Origin of the sequence: Streptomyces sp. enrichment culture (assembly GCF_964273145.1) — a bacterium.
In the GTDB taxonomy this organism is placed as follows: domain Bacteria; phylum Actinomycetota; class Actinomycetes; order Streptomycetales; family Streptomycetaceae; genus Streptomyces.
In genome coordinates this window covers 3,685,703-3,703,673 of sequence record NZ_OZ186873.1, presented here as the reverse complement: position 1 = coordinate 3,703,673, position 17,971 = coordinate 3,685,703, and the positions used below count along the sequence as shown (strand labels likewise).

The window sequence follows — 17,971 nt, the reverse complement described above, 5'->3', positions numbered from 1 at the left end:
GCGGGTCAGTTGGGAGCGAGCAGCTTCAGCTCGGGGTGCGCGGTGCCGCCCTCGATCGCCGTGGAGGAGATGTGGGAGACCACCCGGTCGTCGACGGGGTCGTCGGCCGGGTCGTCGTGGACGACGAGGTGCTCGTACGTCGTCGACCGCTGGGCCGGGACGCGGCCCGCCTTGCGGATCAGGTCGATGATCTCCAGCCGGTTGGAGCGGTGCTTGGCGCCGGCCGAGGAGACGACGTTCTCCTCCAGCATGATCGAGCCGAGGTCGTCGGCGCCGTAGTGCAGGGAGAGCTGGCCGACCTCCTTGCCCGTGGTCAGCCAGGAGCCCTGGATGTGGGCCACGTTGTCGAGGAACAGGCGGGCGATGGCGATCATCCGCAGGTACTCGAAGATCGTGGCCTGGGTGCGGCCCTTCAGGTGGTTGTTCTCGGGCTGGTAGGTGTACGGGATGAAGGCGCGGAAGCCGCCGGTGCGGTCCTGCACGTCGCGGATCATCCGCAGGTGCTCGATGCGCTCGGCGTTGGTCTCGCCGGTGCCCATCAGCATGGTCGACGTGGACTCCACGCCCAGCCGGTGCGCGGTCTCCATGATCTCCAGCCAGCGCTCGCCGGACTCCTTCAGCGGCGCGATGGCCTTGCGCGGGCGCTCGGGCAGCAGCTCCGCGCCGGCGCCGGCGAAGGAGTCCAGTCCCGCGTCGCGGATGCGCGTGATGGCCTCCTCCACGCTCACGCCGGAGATCCGGGCCATGTGCTCGACCTCGCTCGCCCCCAGGCTGTGGATGACGAGCTGCGGGAACTCCCTCTTGATGGCGGAGAAGTGCTCCTCGTAGTACTCGACGCCGAAGTCCGGGTGGTGACCGCCCTGGAACATGATCTGCGTACCGCCGAGCTCGACCGTCTCCGCGCAGCGGCGCAGGATGTCGTCCAGGTCGCGGGTCCAGCCCCTGTCGCTCTTGGGCGGGGCGTAGAAGGCGCAGAACTTGCACGCCGTGACGCACACGTTGGTGTAGTTGATGTTGCGCTCGATGATGTACGTCGCGATGTGCTCGGTGCCCGCGTACCTGCGGCGGCGTACGGCGTCGGCGGCGGCGCCCAGGGCGTGCAGCGGGGCGTCGCGGTACAGCGCGAGCGCCTCGTCGGGGGTGATCCGCCCACCGGCGGCAGCACGGTCGAGGATGGGCTGGAGGTCTGCCTTCTCGGTCACCGGGCGTCCCTTTCGTAAGGGTTGTGGACGGACCGGACCAGCGTACGCCAGCCGTTTTCCGCGGCCGACGCCAGGCGGCGCCAGGTCCTGCGCCCGGCCTCTCGTCACCCGCCGCGGACCACGGCCCCCGTGTTCTGCCTGAACAGCGAGGCGCTCCCGCAGGCCGCCGACGTGCGGGTCGGCTCGCCGACGGCCTGGGGCTGGGCCGAGGGGGGCCGCAGGCGGTGGCGGGGGATCCCGCGCCGGGGCGGGCGGGTCAGGGTGATCTGGCGTACGAGCTGCTGGAAGCAGGCCAGGGAGGCGAGTGCCGGCAGCGTCGCCGTCGCGGCGTCGACGATCGTCATGGGCAGCTGCGCCAGGCACAGGAGCATCGCCATGCACGAGAAGAAGAGCACGACGCTCCAGGAGTGGACCGCGCGGCGCTGGTGCAGCGCGGCGCGCAGCACGGAGAGCGAGGCGACCGTCCAGGGGCCGTAGACCAGGAAGGGCCACCAGGACACCATGTCGCCCTGGGTGTGCGACACGGCGGACTGCAGCAGGGAGTCGTACGACATCATCCCGCCGAAGACGCTGACGGCGCAGGCGATGGCCGCCACCGAGGCGGCGAGGAGGTGGCTGACCGCCCGGCGGCCGTTCAGCCTCCTCTCCTCGCGCGCCTTCCGGTGTCCCTTCGGGGAGTCCTTCAGGGGCGGCAGTTCCGCCGTGATCTCCTGCAGGTTCTCCAGGGGCGTGCCCGGAGCGGGGGCGGCGGCCGGGGTTTCCGTGCCGGCGTAGGCCGGGGCCTGCCCCTCCATCGCGTCCTGCAGCATGAAGGCCAGCTCTTCGGCGGGGTCCCAGTTCCAGTCCGGCGGCACCAGATGTCCCGAGAACTCCTCGGCGGTCCGCCGGTGCCGGCCGGTGCCCACCTCGTTGGACGTCTTCATATGGTTGACCGAGTACCCTTGTCGTGGATTGTTTCGTCCGTGGTACATGACACGCGGCCCGCTATTCCGTCGGCGGGAGACCGGGCTCACCCTGGCCCTTGACCCATTGCCGGGCGAGCTCCGACTCCAATTCCGTCATCACCTTCAGAAAATGCCGCCGAATAGGCTCGGTCACCTGTGGCGCGACAGGGAGCCCGTCCCTGGTAGGGGTGTGCGGTGAGTGCGCCGGGGCGGCAATGCGAGTGGAGGGGCCCGACGTCATCACAGGCACCGCGGCCCCGCCCCCACGCCGCGGACTGGAGATCAGGCCGAGAAGACCGTCCCTGGCTGCCTTCGTCATACCCCCACTAACGCCGCCCCACTGCGCCGGATGCGCGGCAAATGGGTGAACGATTACCTGGATAAGTATCCAATCGAAGGGTCATTCAGGAGCTAATATGCAACCACAGGAGAATAAATCCTTCGGATATTATCTTCCGTCTTAATCTTGGAGAAAGGTTTCTCCTCACCTGCTCCCGCGCAGCGGGCTCAGGCGCCGCAGGCGCCGGCCAGCACCCCGAGGAAGGCACCGGCGATCAGGAACGGCCCGAACGGGATGGCGGTGCCGCGTCCGGCCCGCCGCGCGGCGACCAGCGCCCCGCCGTACACCGCGCCGAGCAGGAACCCGGCCGAGGCGCCCAGCATCAGCGTCCCCCAGCCGTACCAGCCGAGGACGGCGCCCGCGCCCAGGGCGAGCTTCACGTCGCCGAAGCCCATGCCGCCGGGATTGAGCAGGAACAGCGCGAAGTAGCCGCCGCCGAGCGCGAGCGCGCCCAGCAGGGCGGTGCTCCACCGTCCGGCGTGCTCGGGCACCAGCGCCACCGGGCCGAGCAGGACGAGCGCGGCGGCGGCGAACGGGAGGGTGAGGGGGTCGGGCAGCCGTCGCACCTTCAGGTCGACGACCGCCAGCAGCACGCCGACGGGCGCGAGCAGCAGCCAGACGGCCAGTTCGGGCCGGGTGCCGCCGGCGGCGGCGAGGGCGGCGCAGACGAGGACGGTGGCGGCGGCGAGGGCGGTGGCGCGAGGGCCGTACGGCGCCACCGCGCCGGGGGCGGGCGGCGCGCCGGCCGACGCGCACGGCCCGCATCGCGCGGGGCCGAGCCAGCCGCGGATCGGGTGCCCGCCCGGACACCGCGTCCGCCACGGCTCGCCGGACGGTACGGAGAACCGGTAGGCGGCCCGCGGCAGCAGCGCCCCCGCCGCCGCGCCCCACAGCGCGGCGGCGGTGATCAGCAGCGGGCCGCTCATCCCGCTGCCGCGACGCGGACGCGCCGGGCCGGCGGGGCGGGAACGGGAGCGGCGACCGCGCTCGCCCGCCGCGGCCGGGGGAGGCGGGACCCGGCACCGGGACGCGGCGGTGGCGGTGGCAGCGGCCGCACGGCGGTTTCGGCCGGTGCACCCGCCGAGCGGGACGAGCGAGAAGTGCGGCGTCGCGGCATGACGGATGTCCTGGCTGGTCCGGAGCGGGAGGGGCGCTGGAGCGGAGCACGCGGTGTGCCGAGCCTAGACGACCACGGCCGTCGGCGCCGGAACTCCCTTTCACCGGCCTCGGCTCGTGCCTCCGGCCGGGGCGGGTCCGGAAAACGACGAGGCCCCGGTCCCTTGGGGACCGGGGCCTCGTACGGCTCGTCAGAGAGCGGAGACCTGGGCGGCCACGTCCGCCGAGACACCCTCGACCTCGACGCCGACACCGGCGCCGACACCGGCGCAGACGCTGGCGACCGAGGCGACGTCCACGTACGCGCCCGCGCCCGCGCCGGCGCCGACGGAGAGACCACCGGCGATGTTGTCCAGGTCCGCCTCGGACATCTCGGCCGTCTCAACCTGAGGAGTGATGTTCACGACGCACAATTCCCTTCGTAAAAACAATTGACAGCGGCGGATCTCACCGAGGTTTACGAATTGTTCGGATTCCCGAACGGGGCTCGTCGTCGGCGTTCCGCATGCCGTGATCAAAGCACGCCGGCGGAGAGACGGCCAGTCACGCGGCGTCGAAGCGCGGCTTCACCGGGTAACCGATTTCACCAGCGTGACGAATGCATCACCGAACACCCCCTGCTTTCTTCACATCGCCCGGCGCTCCGCCGGCCCCGGCGGGGGGCGGCCGCGCACCCGCCGGGGAGACCTTTCGTGGCAAATCGATCATGGCGGACGGCAATTGACTGCGATTCAGTCGAGATATGGGTCCGAGGTGAACGGTGTGCAGATCCGTCGGATGTTCCGAGGCGATGGCGAGACGCTCGCCCGCGCGGCGGCTCTCAGGGCCGGAGCAGTTCCACCCCGACGTCCGCCGGGAAGCCCGTGGTCGGGCCGACCCGGCGGGCGAACTCGGCGACCGCCTCCAGCTGCGGGGCCCCGAAGCGGAAGTCCAGGGTCGTGAAGTACCGGGCGAGGGTCCGCTCGTCGAAGGCCTCCCAGCGGGCCGCCTGCTCGGCGACCTTGTCGACCTCCTCCAGGGAGAGGTCGCGGGAGGCGAGGAAGGCCTCGTGCACCTTGCGCGCGACGACCGGCTCGCGCTCCGCGTAGTCGCGCCGGGCGGCCCAGACCGCGAAGACGAACGGCAGGCCCGTCCACTCCTTCCACAGCGCGCCCAGGTCGTGCACGTCGAGGCCGTACCGCGGGCCGTCGATCATGTTGGCGCGCAGGGCCGCGTCACCGATCAGGACGGCCGCCTCGGCCTCCCGCATCATCAGGCCCAGGTCGGGCGGGCAGGAGTAGTAGTCGGGCCGTACGCCGAAACGCTCCTCCAGCAGCAGCTGGGCGAGGCGGACGGAGGTGCGCGAGGTCGACCCGAGGGCGACCCGGGCACCGTCCAGCCTCTCCAGCGGGACCTGCGAGACGATCACGCACGACATCACCGGGCCGTCGCAGCCGACGGCGATGTCGGGGAAGGCGACGAGCTGGTCGGCGTGTTTGAGGAACTCGACCAGGGTGATCGGCCCGATGTCGAGGTCTCCCTGCACCAGCTGCTCGCTGAGCCTCTCCGGGGTGTCCTTCGTCAGCTCGAGGTCGAGGAGCGTGCCTGTCCTCGCGAGCCCCCAGTAGAGGGGCAGGCAGTTCAGGAACTGGATGTGGCCGACACGCGGCCGGGTGCGAGAAATGTCCACATCGCGAGGCTAGCCCTCGCCCCCCGCGGGCCGGGCGCCGCCCCCGCTGTCGGCCGACCGGGTGAAGCGTTCAAACATTCGAGTGACGTGATCTTGACCTCTATTGCTTTCCGGCGTCCGCGTGCTACGCTCACAGCAAGTTGCAGTTTGGTTTCCCTTGCAGTACAGAGCCTGCGGAGCATGTGACCGCGGGCTCTCGTCGTTCTTGGACGTATGCAGTTGTGCAGAATTCAACTCTTCACACTTGCTGGTTCCGGAGCAGGGCAACCCTTTTGAGCCCAAGGAGGGCTTATGGCTACCGGAACCGTTAAGTGGTTCAACGCCGAAAAGGGCTTTGGATTCATCGCCCAGGAGGGCGGCGGCCCCGACGTCTTCGTCCACTACTCCGCCATCAACGCGTCCGGTTTCCGGTCGCTTGAGGAGAACCAGCAGGTGTCCTTCGACGTCACGCAGGGCCCGAAGGGCCCGCAGGCTGAGAACGTCACGCCGGTCTGACAAGCAGTACCCAAGGAGCCCCGCGCCTTTCCGGCGACGGGGCTCCTGCCCTTTTGCCCCCGGCTCCGTCGGTGAATTCCCGGCGAACCCTTCTCGTACGTGCTGCGTGATCGGCACGAACGTCGTCCCCGGTTCGAGCGCCTCGCAGGCGTGCGGCACGTCGCCGCGGCAGGCCCCGTGTGGGCACCGGGACCCGGCTCCACGCTCCCACCGGGCGGCCCCGCCTCCACCCGTCCCGTGCTGACGGCGAGGTGCTCGACCGTCCTCGGGACGCGGGGTCCGTTTCACGCGCCGGGCCCGGCTCGGCACGCACGCGGCAGACGTCCCGCCGGGCACCGGGCGGGGCAGGCCGCGAGCAGCGTGGCCGGCGCAGTCGGCCCGCTCCGGGACGGCCTGGGGCCCCTCCCCGGCCCGGATCACCCGCGCCCGTCGGCGCCTGCGGCTCCACCGGCGTGCTGAACGGCACGCCCGGCCCCGCGTCCGGCGCCCCGGGCGTGGGAAGGACCCTTACGGGGTGCGGCGCCGGCCGGCCCTGCCCGCCGGGGAGCCGGTCTAGGCGTACAGCCTCTCCACCACCTCCGCGAAGTCCCGCAGCACCGCCTCCCGCCGCAGCTTCGTCGACGGCGCCGGACGGCCCGCCTCCCGCGTGAGGTCGCGGGGCAGGACGGCGAAGCGGCGGATGGCCCCGGGGCGGGAGACGAGCTTGTTCGTCTCGTCGATCACGCGTTGCAGGGCCGCCCGGAGTTCCGGGTCCTCGGCCAGGAGCTCCGGCAGGACCGGGTGCTTGCCGTGCACGCGGCGCCAGTGGGCGACGCCGTACGGGTCGAGGGTGATCAGCGCGCTGACGCAGGGGCGGTGGTCGCCCGGCACCAGGCACCGGGAGATCAGGGGGCGGGCGCGCGGCCGGTTCCCCGGGGAGGCCGGGGCCACGGTCGTACCGCCCGCCGTGATCAGCGGCTCCCTCTTGCGGCCGGTGACCGTCAGGTAACCCTCGTCGTCCGGGCTGCCGAGGTCGCCGGTGGGCAGCCGGCCGTCGGGGGCGGCGGGGACGGCCCGGCCGGCCCGCGGGTCCCGGTAGCCGTGCGGCACCTGGCCGCCGGAGACGAGGATCTCGCCGTCGGCGGCTGCGCGGACGCGGGTGCCGGGCAGCGGCCGGCCCGCCGTCCCCGGGCGAAGCGGCGGGGTCGTCGTCACCGCGCCGGTCGTCCCGGTCAGGCCGTGGCCCTCGAGGATCTGGACGCCGGCGCCGGCGTAGAAGGCGGCCAGGCGGTGGCCGAGCGGGGAGCCGCCGCAGATCGCGTAGCGGATCCGGCCGCCCAGGGCGGCGCGGACGCGACGGTAGACGAGGGGGTCGTAGAAGGTGCGGGCCGCCCTCAGGGCGCCGTCCGGTCCGCTGCCCCGGCCCGCCTGCCGGGCCAGCGTCGCCTCGCCGTGGCGCACGGCGACGGACGCCGCCCGGTCGAAGGCGGTCAGCCGGCCGGCCGCCTGGGCCCGGGCGCGGACGGTGTCGAAGACCTTCTCCAGCAGGTGGGGAGGGGCCAGCAGGCAGGTGGGCTTGAAGGCCGCCAGGTCCGGCGGCAGGTCGCCCGTCCTCGGGCTCGGCGCGTGGCCCAGGCGGATGCGGGCGCGGACGCAGGCGACGGCCGCCATCCGGCCGAAGACGTGGGAGAGGGGGAGGGAGAGCAGGACCGACGGCTCCTCGCCGTCCTGCGTCCGCAGGGCCGGGCGCAGGAGTTCGACCGCGTTGTCGACCCCGGCGAGGAAGTTGCCGTGGGTGAGCGCGCAGCCCTTCGGGCGGCCGGTCGTGCCCGAGGTGTGGACCAGGGTGGCGAGGGTGGCCGGGCCGAGCGTGCCGCGGCGGGCGTCCACCTCCGTGTCCGGCAGGCGCGCGCCCAGCCGGGCCAGCCGCTCCACGTGGCCCTCCTCCATCACCCACACGTCGCGCAGGCCGGGGAGGCGGCCGTGCTCCGGGCCGACGGCCGCCGCCTGCTCGCTCGTCCCGGTGACGAGGACGACCGCGCCCGAGTCCTCGAGGATCCGGCGGGCCGGGGAGGCGGAGGAGGCGGGGTGGACGGGGACGGTCACCAGTCCCGCCGCCCACGCGGCGAAGTCCAGCAGGGTCCACTCGTACGTCGTGCGCGCCATGATGGCGATGCGGTCGCCCGGCTCCAGGCCCTGGGCGATCATGCCCTTGGCCACCGCCCGCACCTGCGCGGCGAACGCGGCCGCCGTCACGTCCGCCCAGCGCCCGTTCCCCGTCCGGCGGCCGAACACGACCGCGCCGGGGGCCGCGGTCGCGTTCTCGAAGGGCAGGTCGGCGAGTGAGCCGTGGCGCACGGGTGGCGCGAGCGGCGGTACGTACGCCTCCCTCACCACCCCGTCCGGCCGCCGGGTCTCCGCCTCCGCCGGCACGGGAGCGGGAACTTCGTCGAGGGGCGTGAGGGACGCGAAGGGCGCGGAGGAGGGGAGCGGGGTGGTCACGGGCGGCTCCTGGGATGTGCAGCGGCGCATGGCTGCGCTGCGTGGCGTACGGGCCTCGTACGGCGAGGCGGTCACCGGCAGGAGGGGAGGGGAGGGGCTGCCTGCGGTCGGTCGGGAACGGGATCGTACGGCGCCGGCGTGGGGAGCTCGTGCGGGTTCGGGGACGGTCCGGCGGCGGGGCTGTGCAACTCCCGGGGTGCGGGTCCGCAGGTGCGGCGACTTCCGGCCGCGGGGGTGCCGGGCGGTGTGCGAAGAAGGCCCGCCGACCGGCCCGAAGGCGGCGGTCGGCGGGCGGTCCGGGGGCGGCCCCGGCACGGGCGGCCCCGGTCGGCGTCCGCGCCTCGCGGCGGACGCAGGCGGTGAGGAGGTCTTCCTCCGGGTTCGGGCACGGGTACGGGTGCGGGTGCGCCGGCGGCTCGGACGCACCCGCCGATCCGGTGGTCCCGTCCGGCGGCGCGACCCCGTGCCCACCCTCCCGAGGGCGCGTCCGGCGGCGTCCGGCATCCGCCGCGCACGGACCGCACGCGGCCGTCCGCTCGGCCCTTCCGGCACCCGTGCGGATCGGCGTGCGGTCCGTGCGCGACCGCCGGGACGCCGTCAGGCGGCGGCCGGAACCGGCTCCCGGTCGCGCTCCGGCTCGTCGATCGGCGAGCTGTGGGCGGTGTCGTACGCCTCGCGGTCGAGCAGGCCCTCGCGGGCGGAGACGAGGACCGGCACCAGGGCCTGGCCGGCGACGTTGGTCGCGGTGCGCATCATGTCCAGGATCGGGTCGATCGCCAGCAGCAGACCGACGCCCTCCATGGGCAGGCCGAGCGTGGACAGGGTGAGGGTCAGCATGACCGTCGCGCCGGTCAGGCCGGCCGTGGCGGCGGAGCCGACCACCGAGACGAACGCGATCAGCAGGTAGTCGCCGACGTTCAGCTGGATGTCGAAGATCTGCGCGACGAAGATCGCGGCGATGGCGGGGTAGATCGCGGCGCAGCCGTCCATCTTGGTCGTCGCGCCGAACGGCACGGCGAAGGAGGCGTACTCCTTCGGAACGCCCAGGCGCTCGGTGACCTTCTGGGTCAGCGGCATGGTGCCGACCGAGGAGCGGGAGACGAAGGCCAGCTGGATCGCGGGCCAGGCGCCCTTGAAGAACTGGAGCGGGTTGACCTTGGCGGCACCGGCGAGCAGCGCCGGGTAGACCACGAACAGCACGAGCGCGCAGCCGACGTAGATGTCGGCGGTGAAGGTGGCGTACTTGCCGATCAGGTCCCAGCCGTAGGTGGCGATGGCCTTGCCGATGAGGCCGACGGTGCCGATCGGGGCGAGGCGGATGACCCACCACAGGGCCTTCTGGAGGAGTTCGAGGACGGACTCGCTCAGGGTGAGGATCGGCTGGGCCCTGTCGCCGAGCTGGAGGGCGGCGACACCGGCGACGGCGGCCATGAAGACGATCTGGAGCACGTTCAGCTCGGTGAACGGCGTGATCACGTCGGTGGGCACGATGCCGGTGAGGAAGTCGAGCCAGGAACCGGTGTGCTCCGGCTTCGCCCCGTCCTTCGGGGTGAGGCCGGTGCCGGCGCCGGGGTTGGTGAGCAGGCCGATGACGAGGCCGATGACCACCGCGATCAGCGAGGTGATCATGAACCAGAGGAGGGTGCGGGTCGCCAGGCGGGCCGCGTCGTTGACCTTCCGCAGGTTCGTGATCGAGACGAGGATCGCGAAGAAGACGAGCGGGGCGACGGCCAGCTTCAGCAGGCCGATGAAGACGTCGCCGATCTTCTCCAGGGCGGTGACCAGCCAGGACACGTCCTGGCTGCGGGCTATCCAGCCCAGTGCGACGCCGAGGACGAGACCGGTGAGTATCTGGGCCCAGAAGGGCACCTTGAAGGACTTCGTGTTCGTGGACACGGGCAAGCTCCGTTGGGGACGCGCAGAGACTGACGTGGCGGACGGCGGGTCGGGAGGGGGAACGACGTCAGGGACGACAGGTCGCGGACGCGCACCGACAGAGGTCCACGTGCAGGCGCGCCACGAGCGCGACGCTCGGGGGTGTGGAGGGCGCGGCTGCTGAGTTCATGCACGAGACTTTAACACCAGGGCTTTGAGACCCCCAAAGCCTTTCTTTGAGAGGTTTGGAGTCGGGACCGCCCGTTAAATACAAAGCACCCCGGTTTCCTGGGGTTTGGGAAACCGGGGTGCTGCCGTGTGTGACGGACCTTACGCGGCCCTTACGCGGCCGTGGGCCGCCCTCACGGGGTCTGCCCCTGCGCCGTCCGGGCCGTGTCGTCGGCCAGGTCCTCCTGGGCGCGGTTGGCCTCCAGGTTCGCCTTCATCCGGTCCACCCGGCGTGCCACCTGCTCGGAGGCCCGGTCCCGTTCGCCGCGCAGGACCACGAAGCTGATCGGGGCCGAGACCACCAGGGCGAGCAGGATGATCCACATGCCGTTGGAGTCGCCGAGGCCCCGGGGGAAGACGCCGAAGTAGACGAGGCCCCAGACGGCCACGAGGCAGCCCGCGAAGATCCCGAGGCGCTTCAGCGTGTAGCGGAGCATCTCAATCCACTCTTCCGTTCCGAAGGGTCCGTAAGGTCCGTACGTCCCCAAAGGGGCGCCCGGCCTCCAGTGAAGCACGCCGCCGCCCCGATCACGCAGAGGGGTGCGCGCGGGCACCCGCAGGCGGGACGGGGCGGCGTACGGCGATCAGGTCAGCGGCAGCAGCATGACGACGTCGTCGCGGTCGTCGCCGGGCGCGACCCGGATCGCGCCGGGCACCCGGCCGACCTCCTTGTAACCGCAGGAGGCGTAGAACCGCTCCAGGCCCAGCCCGCCCCGGCAGGTCAGCCGGATCGCCTCGATGCCGTCGAGGCCGCGGGCCGCCTCCTCGGCGGCGGCCAGCAGGTCCCGGCCGTACCCCCGGCCCTGGTGGCGGGGGTGCACCATCACCGTGTAGAGCCACACCCAGTGGGTCATCAGCCGGTGCGTGTTGAAGGCGAGGAACGCGGTGGCGGCCACCTCGCCCGCCGCGTCGTGGCCGACGAGCAGCCGGGTCCGCCCCTCCGCCATGGCGACCATGTGCTTGACCAGCTCCGGACGGATGTCCTCGCGCGTCACGGGCGGTACGAACCCCACGGAGCCGCCCGCGTTGGAGACGTCGGTCCACAGGGCGAGGACGCCTTCGCGCAAGGCGGGCGTGACAGGGGGGTCGAGAGTGAAAGTAAGGGGCACCTGGCAATCGTAACCCTTACCTCAAGGGGCTCGGGCACCCGTTCACCCCAGGGCCCGCGCCGCCACCCGCAGATCCGACACCAGCCCCCGGTACGCCGCCTCCCGGTCCTCCGCCCGCAGCACCGCCGACGGGTGCACGGTCGGCACCAGCCGTTCCCGGCGGCCGTGGATCTCCTCCCGGAGGACCGTGCCGCGCACCCGGGTGACCCGGAACGCGGGCCCGAGCAGCGCCTTGCCGGCGGTCGCGCCCAGCACCACGATCAGCTCGGGCTCCACCAGGGCCAGCTCGGCGGCCAGCCACGGCCCGCACGCCGTCGTCTCGCGCCGGGTCGGCGCCTTGTGGATGCGGCGCCCGCCCGTTCCGGCCCGCGTGAACTTGAAGTGCTTGACGGCGTTGGTGACGTACGCCTCGCCCGGGTCGATGCCCGCCTCGGCCAGGGCCCGGTCCAGCAGCTTGCCCGCCGGGCCGACGAACGGCCGGCCCTGCCGGTCCTCCTGGTCGCCGGGCTGCTCGCCCACCAGCATCACGCGGGCCCCGGCGCTCCCGGCGCCGAACACGGTCCGCGTGGCGTCCCGGTGCAGGGGGCAGCCCCGGCAGCCGGCGGCGGCCTCGCGCAGGGCGGCGAGGTCCGCGCGGTCCGGGACGAAGGGCTCGGCGGTGTAGGCGTCCTCCGGTGCCCGGGAGGCCGCCGGGGACGCGGGGGTGCGGGGGCTCACGGCCGCCGGGTACCCCCGCGTCCGGCCGGGCTCACACCCGCATGGGCTGCGGGGAGTCGCGGCGGGCCGGGTCCGGACCGTCGTACTCCCGGATGATCTCGTAGCGCGTGTTGCGCTCCACCGGCCGGAAACCGGCGTCGCGGATCAGGTCCAGCAGGTCCTCGCGGGTCAGCTTGTTCGGCGTGCCGTAGTTGTCCGCGTCGTGCGTGATCTTGTACTCGACGACCGAGCCGTCCATGTCGTCGGCGCCGTGCTGGAGGGCGAGCTGGGCGGTCTGCACGCCGTGCATGACCCAGAAGACCTTGACGTGCGGGACGTTGTCGAACAGCAGCCGGGAGACCGCGAAGGTCTTCAGCGCCTCGGCGCCGGTCGCCATCCGCGTCCGGGCCTGGAGGCGGTTGCGGATCTTGCCGTCCTTCATGTCGACGAAGTCGTGCTGGTAGCGCAGCGGGATGAAGACCTGGAAGCCGCCGGTCTCGTCCTGGAGCTCGCGCAGGCGCAGCACGTGGTCGACGCGGTGGCGGGGCTCCTCGATGTGGCCGTACAGCATGGTGCACGGGGTCTTCAGCCCCTTCTCGTGCGCCAGGCGGTGGATGCGGGACCAGTCCTCCCAGTGGGTGCGGTGGTCCACGATGTGCTGCCGGACCTCCCAGTCGAAGATCTCGGCGCCGCCGCCGGTGAGGGACTCCAGCCCCGCGTCGATCAGCTCGTCGAGGATCTCGCTCGCGCTCAGCCCGGAGATCGTCTCGAAGTGGTGGATCTCGGTGGCGGTGAACGCCTTCAGGGACACATGCGGCAGGGCGGCCTTCAACTCCCGCAGCGAGCGCGGGTAGTAGCGCCACGGCAGGTTGGGGTGGAGCCCGTTGACGATGTGCAGCTCGGTGAGGTTCTCCGACTCCATCGCCTTGGCCAGCTTCACGGCCTCCTCGATGCGCATCGTGTACGCGTCCTTCTCCCCCGGCTTGCGCTGGAAGGAGCAGTACGCGCAGGAGGCCGTGCAGACGTTGGTCATGTTGAGGTGGCGGTTGACGTTGAAGTGGACGACGTCGCCGTTCTTCCGCGTCCGCACCTCGTGCGCGAGGCCGCCGAGCCAGGCCAGGTCGTCCGACTCGTACAGCGCGATGCCGTCCTCGCGGGACAGCCGCTCACCGGAGCGGACCTTCTCCTCCAGCTCGCGCTTGAGCCCGACGTCCATGCCGATACCTCTTTCCTGTGACAGTCCGTGACAGACTCGGACCACCGTACTCCCCCGCCCCGCGGGCGGGGGAGCCGCACGACGGCGCCCGGCGCCCCGCCCCTACACCTCTTCCGGCAGCTCTCCCACCCGGTTCTCCCACTTGGTGGAGAGCACGATGGTGGTACGGGTGCGGGAGACGCCCCGGGTGCCGCTGAGCCGGCGGATGATCTTCTCCAAGCCGTCCACGTCGGTGGCGCGGACCTTGAGCATGTAGGAGTCGTCGCCGGCGATGAACCAGCAGTCCTCGATCTCCGGCAGGTCCTTCAGCCGGCGCGCGACGTCCTCGTGGTCGGCGGCGTCGGAGAGCGAGATGCCGATGAGGGCGGTGACGCCGAGGCCGAGCGAGGCGGCGTCCACGGTGGCCCGGTAGCCGGTGATGACGCCGGCCGCCTCCAGCCGGTTGATGCGGTCGGTGACGCTGGGTCCCGACAGTCCGACGAGGCGTCCCAGCTCCGCGTAGGAGGCCCGGCCGTTCTCCCTCAGGGCCTGGATGAGCTGCCTGTCCACCGCGTCCATGCGATCGAAGCCTTCCGCTGAAGAGGTCTGTGAGACCTGAGGAGTTCTGAAACGTGTGGGGGGAGGTGGTGCCCGGTCGAGTCGTGTTCGGTGAAGTGGTGTTCCGTCGGGTGGGGTTCGGTTGGGGGGTGTTCGGTGAGGGGTGGTCAGTCCGTCGTCCGCGACCCGCCGCCGAGCTCCCCCCGCCAGCGCCGGTAGAGCGTGTGCGCGACGCCCGCCGCGTCGAGGACCCGCCCGGCGACGAAGTCCACGAGGTCCTGGATGTGCGTGGCCCCCGCGTAGAAGGCCGGCGAGGCGGGCACCACGGCCGCGCCCGCGTCGTCCAGCGCCACCAGGTGCCGCAGGGTCCGGCCGTCCAGCGGGGTCTCCCGGACGGCCACGACCAGCGTGCGCCCCTCCTTCAGGGTCACGCTCGCCGCCCGCTGGAGCAGGTCCTTGGAGAGCCCGAGGGCGACCCCGGCCACGCACGCCGTCGACGCCGGCACGATGATCATGCCCTTGGCCGGGTACGACCCCGAGGACGGCCCGGCGGCGAGGTCGCCCGCGCTCCAGTGCCGTACGTCCGCGAGGTCCACGTCGAAGGCGCCCGGCTTGCCGTCCGCCCCCCGCGACAGCCATCGGCGCAGGTCGTCCCGCCAGTGGGCGTCCCGGTAGGAGATGCCGGTCTCGTCGAGCAGGGTGAGCCGCGAGGCCCGGCTGACGACGAGGTCGACGCTCTCGCCGGCGGCGAGCAGGGCGCGCAGGACGGCGGCGGCGTATGGAGTGCCGGATGCTCCGGAGACCCCCACGATCCAAGGCGTGCGCTGCGATTCCCCTGCGTTCACGTCTTGAGCGTACCGGCGGGGAACGGGCGGCCGGGGATCAGGGCCGGGTGGGCGCCTCCGGGGCCGCCCGTGCCGCCGCGGTGGCACGGGCGGAGCCTTCCGGATTGTCCGGCATGATGTCGTGCCCGCAGTCCGGGACCGCGACCACGGCCACACCGGCTTCGGTGAGCGCGTCGGTTCCCGGGAGCGGGCCGTCGGCCTCGGGCAGCAGGCAGGTGCGGGGAACCCTCAGCTCCGGCGGGAGCTCGCGCATGGCGGGGCCGGCACTGCGGGCGAGGTGGACCGCGCCGGCGTCCGGTACGCGTACATCGGGGTGGCCCTCCCGGGGGCCGGGCGCCCGCGCCCGTCGAGCGGTCCGGCGTGCCGGGCCGCCGTACTACGGGGTGAGTCCGCGGACCAGCAGGTCCAGCAGCGCGCACACGAACAGGGCGATGCCGATGAAGCCGTTGACCGAGAAGAACGCCCGGTTCAGGCGGGACAGGTCGTTCGGGCGGACGATCGTGTGCTCGTAGACGAAGGCGCCCGCGACGATCAGCAGGCCGAGCCAGAAGAAGGCGCCTGCGCCGGTGGCGAGGGCGTACCAGACGAACAGGGCGGTGGTGACGGCGTGGCAGGCGCGGGCACCCCGGATCGCGGCGGGGACGCCGAAGCGGGCCGGGACCGACCTCACGCCGATCCGCCGGTCGGCCTCCACGTCCTGGCAGGCGTAGATCAGGTCGAAGCCGCCGATCCAGACGCCGACCGCGAGGCCGAGGATCACCGCGTCCCAGGACCACTCGCCGGTGACGGCGAGCCAGCCGCCGATGGGGCCCATGGCCTGGGCGAGGCCGAGGATGGCCTGGGGGAAGTCGGTGAACCGCTTGCCGTAGGGGTAGACCACCATCGGGATCACCGCGACGGGGGCCAGGGCGAGGCAGAGCGGGTTGAGCAGGGCCGCCGCGCCGAGGAAGACGGCCAGCGCGATCAGGGCGCCCGTCCAGGCGTGCCTGACCGACATCGCGCCGGTGACCAGCTCGCGGTGGGCGGTGCGCGGGTTGCGGGCGTCTATCTCGCGGTCGATGATCCGGTTGACGGCCATGGCGAAGGTGCGCAGGCCCACCATGCAGACGGTGACCAGCAGCAGCCTGACCCAGTGGATGTTCCCGTCCCACCGGTGCATCGCGGTGAGGGTGGCGATGTAGGCGAAGGGCAGCGCGAAGACGGAGTGCTCGATCATGACCAGGCGCAGGAACGCCTTGGTGCGACCCGGCTGCGGGATCGCCGCGGAAGCCGAACTCACAGGCCGTACTCCTTCCAGCGGCGGCTGACCTTGGCCGCCGTCTCGGGGTCGGACTCCACCATGTCGGGCCAGCCGCCGTCGCGCGTGTAGCCCTCCTCGGGCCACTTCCTCGTGGCGTCGATGCCCGCCTTGCCGCCCCAGAACTGCTGGTAGGAGGCGTGGTCGAGGTGGTCGACGGGTCCCTCGACGACGGTCAGGTCCCGGGCGTAGTCCGTGTTGCCGAGCGCGCGCCAGGCGACTTCGTGCAGGTCGTGCACGTCGCAGTCGCCGTCCACGACGACGATCAGCTTGGTCAGGGACATCATGTGGGCGCCCCAGATGGCGTGCATGACCTTCTGGGCGTGCTTGGGGTACTTCTTGTCGATCGAGACGATCGCGCAGTTGTGGAAGCCGCCCGCCTCGGGCAGGTGGTAGTCCACGATGTCCGGCACGATGATCTTCAGCAGGGGGAGGAAGAAGCGTTCGGTGGCGCGGCCCAGCGGGCCGTCCTCCGTCGGGGGCCGGCCGACGACGATCGACTGGAGCAGCGGGCGCCTGCGCATGGTCACGCAGTCGATGGTGAGCGCCGGGAAGGGCTCCTGCGGGGTGTAGAAGCCGGTGTGGTCGCCGAAGGGGCCCTCGGGCAGCATCTCGCCGGGCTCCAGCCAGCCCTCCAGCACGACCTCCGCCTGCGCCGGGACCTGGAGCGGGACCGTCTTGCAGTCGACCATCTCGATCCGCTTGCCCGCGACGAACCCGGCGAACAGGTACTCGTCGATGTCGCCGGGGAGCGGGGCGGTGGAGGCGTACGTCACGGCGGGCGGGCAGCCGAAGGCGATGGCGACCGGCAGGCGCTCGCCGCGCCGGGCGGCGACCTGGTAGTGGTTGCGGCTGTCCTTGTGGATCTGCCAGTGCATGCCGATGGTGCGCTTGTCGTGGCGCTGGAGGCGGTACAGCCCGAGGTTGCGGACGCCCGTCTCCGGGTCCTTGGTGTGCGTCAGGCCCAGGTTGAAGAAGGAGCCGCCGTCCTTGGGCCAGGTGAACAGGGCGGGCAGCCTCTCCAGGTCGACATCGTCGCCGTGCAGGACGACCTCCTGCACGGGGGCGTCCCCGGACTTGACCTTCTTCGGCGGTACGTGCGCCATCGCGCCGAGCTTGCCGAAGGCCTCCCGCACGCCGACGAAGCCGTGCGGCAGCTCGGGCTTGAGCAACCCGCCGATCTTGTCCGAGATCTCGCCGTACGACTTCAGCCCGAGCGCCTTCAGCAGGCGGCGGTCGGTGCCGAAGACGTTCATCGCCAGCGGCATCGACGAGCCCTTCACGTTCTCGAAGAGCAGGGCGGGGCCGCCGGCCTTGTTGACCCGGTCGACGATCTCCCCGACCTCCAGGTACGGGTCGACCTCGGCCTTGATGCGCTTGAGGTCCCCCTCGCGCTCCAGTGCCCTGAGCAGGGAGCGAAGATCGTCGTAAGCCATGGGGTCCAGTATCCCCGAGCGGCTACCCTGGCCCTCTACCCGGGGGCCGCGCCCCCGGACCCGACGACCTTCGCTGGAGAGGCCCATGCTCCGGGTGCTGATGTTCCTCGTGCCGCTGGCGTTGAGCGTCTACGCGTTCATCGACTGCATCAGCACGAAGGACGAGGACGTGCGCCACATGCCCAAGCCGCTGTGGGCGATCCTCGTGCTGCTCTTCCCGCTGGTCGGCTCGATCTCGTGGATCATCGCGGGCAAGACCCGCAGCCCCGCCGCCGAGGGCTGGTCCGGGGTGCGCGGCGGCGCCGGCCGGTCGCGGCGGTGGGTCGCGCCCGACGACAACCCCGAGTTCCTGAAGTCGCTGGGCGAGGAGAGGGCCGGGGACCGGGACAAGGACAAGGACGCGGGCGAGGACACGGGTCCGGGTGGGGGCCCCGGCAAGGACTGATCCCGGGGCCCCGGACCGGCGGGGCCGCGGGAGCGGTGGG

At 72.3% G+C, this 17,971-nt stretch carries 18 protein-coding genes and 1 pseudogene; 2 read left to right on the top strand and 17 right to left on the bottom strand.

Annotation, left to right across the window (positions count from 1 at the left end):
- Nucleotides 1-5: 5 nt before the first annotated feature.
- From mqnC to ACSU6Z_RS16760, 5 genes are all read right to left on the bottom strand, one after another.
- Entirely contained in the window at nt 6-1,202 is a 1,197-nt protein-coding gene (gene mqnC, locus ACSU6Z_RS16780; RefSeq protein WP_437046564.1) for a cyclic dehypoxanthinyl futalosine synthase, read from the bottom strand.
- A 104-nt stretch (nt 1,203-1,306) separates the two neighbouring features.
- Entirely contained in the window at nt 1,307-2,125 is an 819-nt protein-coding gene (locus ACSU6Z_RS16775) for a DUF2637 domain-containing protein (RefSeq protein WP_437046562.1), read from the bottom strand.
- A 528-nt stretch (nt 2,126-2,653) separates the two neighbouring features.
- A complete protein-coding gene (locus ACSU6Z_RS16770; protein WP_437046560.1) occupies nt 2,654-3,412 on the bottom strand; it encodes a prepilin peptidase in 759 nt (252 codons plus the stop codon).
- 381 nt (nt 3,413-3,793) lie between these two features.
- Nucleotides 3,794-4,006 (bottom strand): hypothetical protein, encoded by a 213-nt coding sequence (locus tag ACSU6Z_RS16765; protein ID WP_437046559.1) that lies wholly within the window; start codon nt 4,004-4,006, stop codon nt 3,794-3,796.
- Between the two features lie 416 nt (nt 4,007-4,422).
- Nucleotides 4,423-5,271: a menaquinone biosynthetic enzyme MqnA/MqnD family protein gene (locus ACSU6Z_RS16760; protein ID WP_437046557.1), complete on the bottom strand. Its 849-nt coding sequence runs from the start codon at nt 5,269-5,271 to the stop codon at nt 4,423-4,425.
- A gap of 291 nt (nt 5,272-5,562) precedes the next feature.
- Between ACSU6Z_RS16760 and ACSU6Z_RS16755 the strand changes: the two genes are divergently transcribed.
- Nucleotides 5,563-5,766 (top strand): cold-shock protein, encoded by a 204-nt coding sequence (locus ACSU6Z_RS16755; RefSeq protein WP_003992177.1) that lies wholly within the window; start codon nt 5,563-5,565, stop codon nt 5,764-5,766.
- 552 nt (nt 5,767-6,318) lie between these two features.
- Here the strand turns inward: ACSU6Z_RS16755 and ACSU6Z_RS16750 are convergent.
- From ACSU6Z_RS16750 to ACSU6Z_RS16695, 12 genes and pseudogenes are all read right to left on the bottom strand, one after another.
- On the bottom strand, nt 6,319-8,247 hold the full coding sequence (locus ACSU6Z_RS16750) for an AMP-dependent synthetase/ligase (protein ID WP_437046556.1): 1,929 nt from the start codon (nt 8,245-8,247) through the stop codon (nt 6,319-6,321).
- Between the two features lie 597 nt (nt 8,248-8,844).
- The gene (locus tag ACSU6Z_RS16745; protein ID WP_437046555.1) at nt 8,845-10,149 is read right to left on the bottom strand and encodes a dicarboxylate/amino acid:cation symporter; all 1,305 of its coding nucleotides are present in this window, start codon (nt 10,147-10,149) and stop codon (nt 8,845-8,847) included.
- Between the two features lie 61 nt (nt 10,150-10,210).
- Nucleotides 10,211-10,312 (bottom strand): putative leader peptide, encoded by a 102-nt coding sequence (locus tag ACSU6Z_RS16740; protein ID WP_437046553.1) that lies wholly within the window; start codon nt 10,310-10,312, stop codon nt 10,211-10,213.
- 172 nt (nt 10,313-10,484) lie between these two features.
- Nucleotides 10,485-10,787 (bottom strand): DUF4229 domain-containing protein, encoded by a 303-nt coding sequence (locus ACSU6Z_RS16735; RefSeq protein ID WP_437046551.1) that lies wholly within the window; start codon nt 10,785-10,787, stop codon nt 10,485-10,487.
- Nucleotides 10,788-10,934: 147 nt separating this feature from the next.
- Entirely contained in the window at nt 10,935-11,459 is a 525-nt protein-coding gene (locus ACSU6Z_RS16730) for an N-acetyltransferase family protein (RefSeq protein ID WP_437046549.1), read from the bottom strand.
- 42 nt (nt 11,460-11,501) lie between these two features.
- Nucleotides 11,502-12,176: a UdgX family uracil-DNA binding protein gene (locus ACSU6Z_RS16725; protein ID WP_437046547.1), complete on the bottom strand. Its 675-nt coding sequence runs from the start codon at nt 12,174-12,176 to the stop codon at nt 11,502-11,504.
- A 31-nt stretch (nt 12,177-12,207) separates the two neighbouring features.
- Nucleotides 12,208-13,371: an aminofutalosine synthase MqnE gene (gene mqnE, locus ACSU6Z_RS16720; RefSeq protein WP_358780018.1), complete on the bottom strand. Its 1,164-nt coding sequence runs from the start codon at nt 13,369-13,371 to the stop codon at nt 12,208-12,210.
- A 102-nt stretch (nt 13,372-13,473) separates the two neighbouring features.
- Nucleotides 13,474-13,929: an Lrp/AsnC family transcriptional regulator gene (locus tag ACSU6Z_RS16715; RefSeq protein ID WP_437046545.1), complete on the bottom strand. Its 456-nt coding sequence runs from the start codon at nt 13,927-13,929 to the stop codon at nt 13,474-13,476.
- A 146-nt stretch (nt 13,930-14,075) separates the two neighbouring features.
- Nucleotides 14,076-14,753, bottom strand: coding sequence for a UbiX family flavin prenyltransferase (locus tag ACSU6Z_RS16710; RefSeq protein WP_437046543.1), 678 nt, complete (start codon nt 14,751-14,753; stop codon nt 14,076-14,078).
- A gap of 37 nt (nt 14,754-14,790) precedes the next feature.
- Nucleotides 14,791-15,039 (bottom strand): annotated as a pseudogene (locus ACSU6Z_RS16705) (alpha/beta fold hydrolase); the annotation flags it as partial.
- A gap of 90 nt (nt 15,040-15,129) precedes the next feature.
- Nucleotides 15,130-16,032 (bottom strand): menaquinone biosynthesis prenyltransferase MqnP, encoded by a 903-nt coding sequence (gene mqnP / locus ACSU6Z_RS16700; RefSeq protein WP_437046541.1) that lies wholly within the window; start codon nt 16,030-16,032, stop codon nt 15,130-15,132.
- On the bottom strand, nt 16,029-17,486 hold the full coding sequence (locus tag ACSU6Z_RS16695) for a menaquinone biosynthesis decarboxylase (RefSeq protein ID WP_437046540.1): 1,458 nt from the start codon (nt 17,484-17,486) through the stop codon (nt 16,029-16,031). The genes mqnP and ACSU6Z_RS16695 overlap by 4 nt, the downstream gene beginning before the upstream one ends.
- 85 nt (nt 17,487-17,571) lie before the next feature.
- Here ACSU6Z_RS16695 and ACSU6Z_RS16690 point away from each other — a divergent pair, with 85 nt between their 5' ends.
- Nucleotides 17,572-17,931, top strand: coding sequence for a PLD nuclease N-terminal domain-containing protein (locus ACSU6Z_RS16690; protein WP_437046538.1), 360 nt, complete (start codon nt 17,572-17,574; stop codon nt 17,929-17,931).
- Nucleotides 17,932-17,971 lie beyond the last annotated feature (40 nt).

Coding starts and splice junctions, on each gene's coding strand:
- ACSU6Z_RS16775 (WP_437046562.1), bottom strand. CDS start 2,125: ATGAAGACGTCCAACGAGGTGGGCACCGGCCGGCACCGGCGGACCGCC.
- ACSU6Z_RS16770 (WP_437046560.1), bottom strand. CDS start 3,412: ATGAGCGGCCCGCTGCTGATCACCGCCGCCGCGCTGTGGGGCGCGGCG.
- ACSU6Z_RS16755 (WP_003992177.1), top strand. CDS start 5,563: ATGGCTACCGGAACCGTTAAGTGGTTCAACGCCGAAAAGGGCTTTGGA.
- ACSU6Z_RS16740 (WP_437046553.1), bottom strand. CDS start 10,312: ATGAACTCAGCAGCCGCGCCCTCCACACCCCCGAGCGTCGCGCTCGTG.
- ACSU6Z_RS16735 (WP_437046551.1), bottom strand. CDS start 10,787: ATGCTCCGCTACACGCTGAAGCGCCTCGGGATCTTCGCGGGCTGCCTC.
- mqnE (WP_358780018.1), bottom strand. CDS start 13,371: ATGGACGTCGGGCTCAAGCGCGAGCTGGAGGAGAAGGTCCGCTCCGGT.
- ACSU6Z_RS16715 (WP_437046545.1), bottom strand. CDS start 13,929: ATGGACGCGGTGGACAGGCAGCTCATCCAGGCCCTGAGGGAGAACGGC.
- ACSU6Z_RS16695 (WP_437046540.1), bottom strand. CDS start 17,486: ATGGCTTACGACGATCTTCGCTCCCTGCTCAGGGCACTGGAGCGCGAG.
- ACSU6Z_RS16690 (WP_437046538.1), top strand. CDS start 17,572: ATGCTCCGGGTGCTGATGTTCCTCGTGCCGCTGGCGTTGAGCGTCTAC.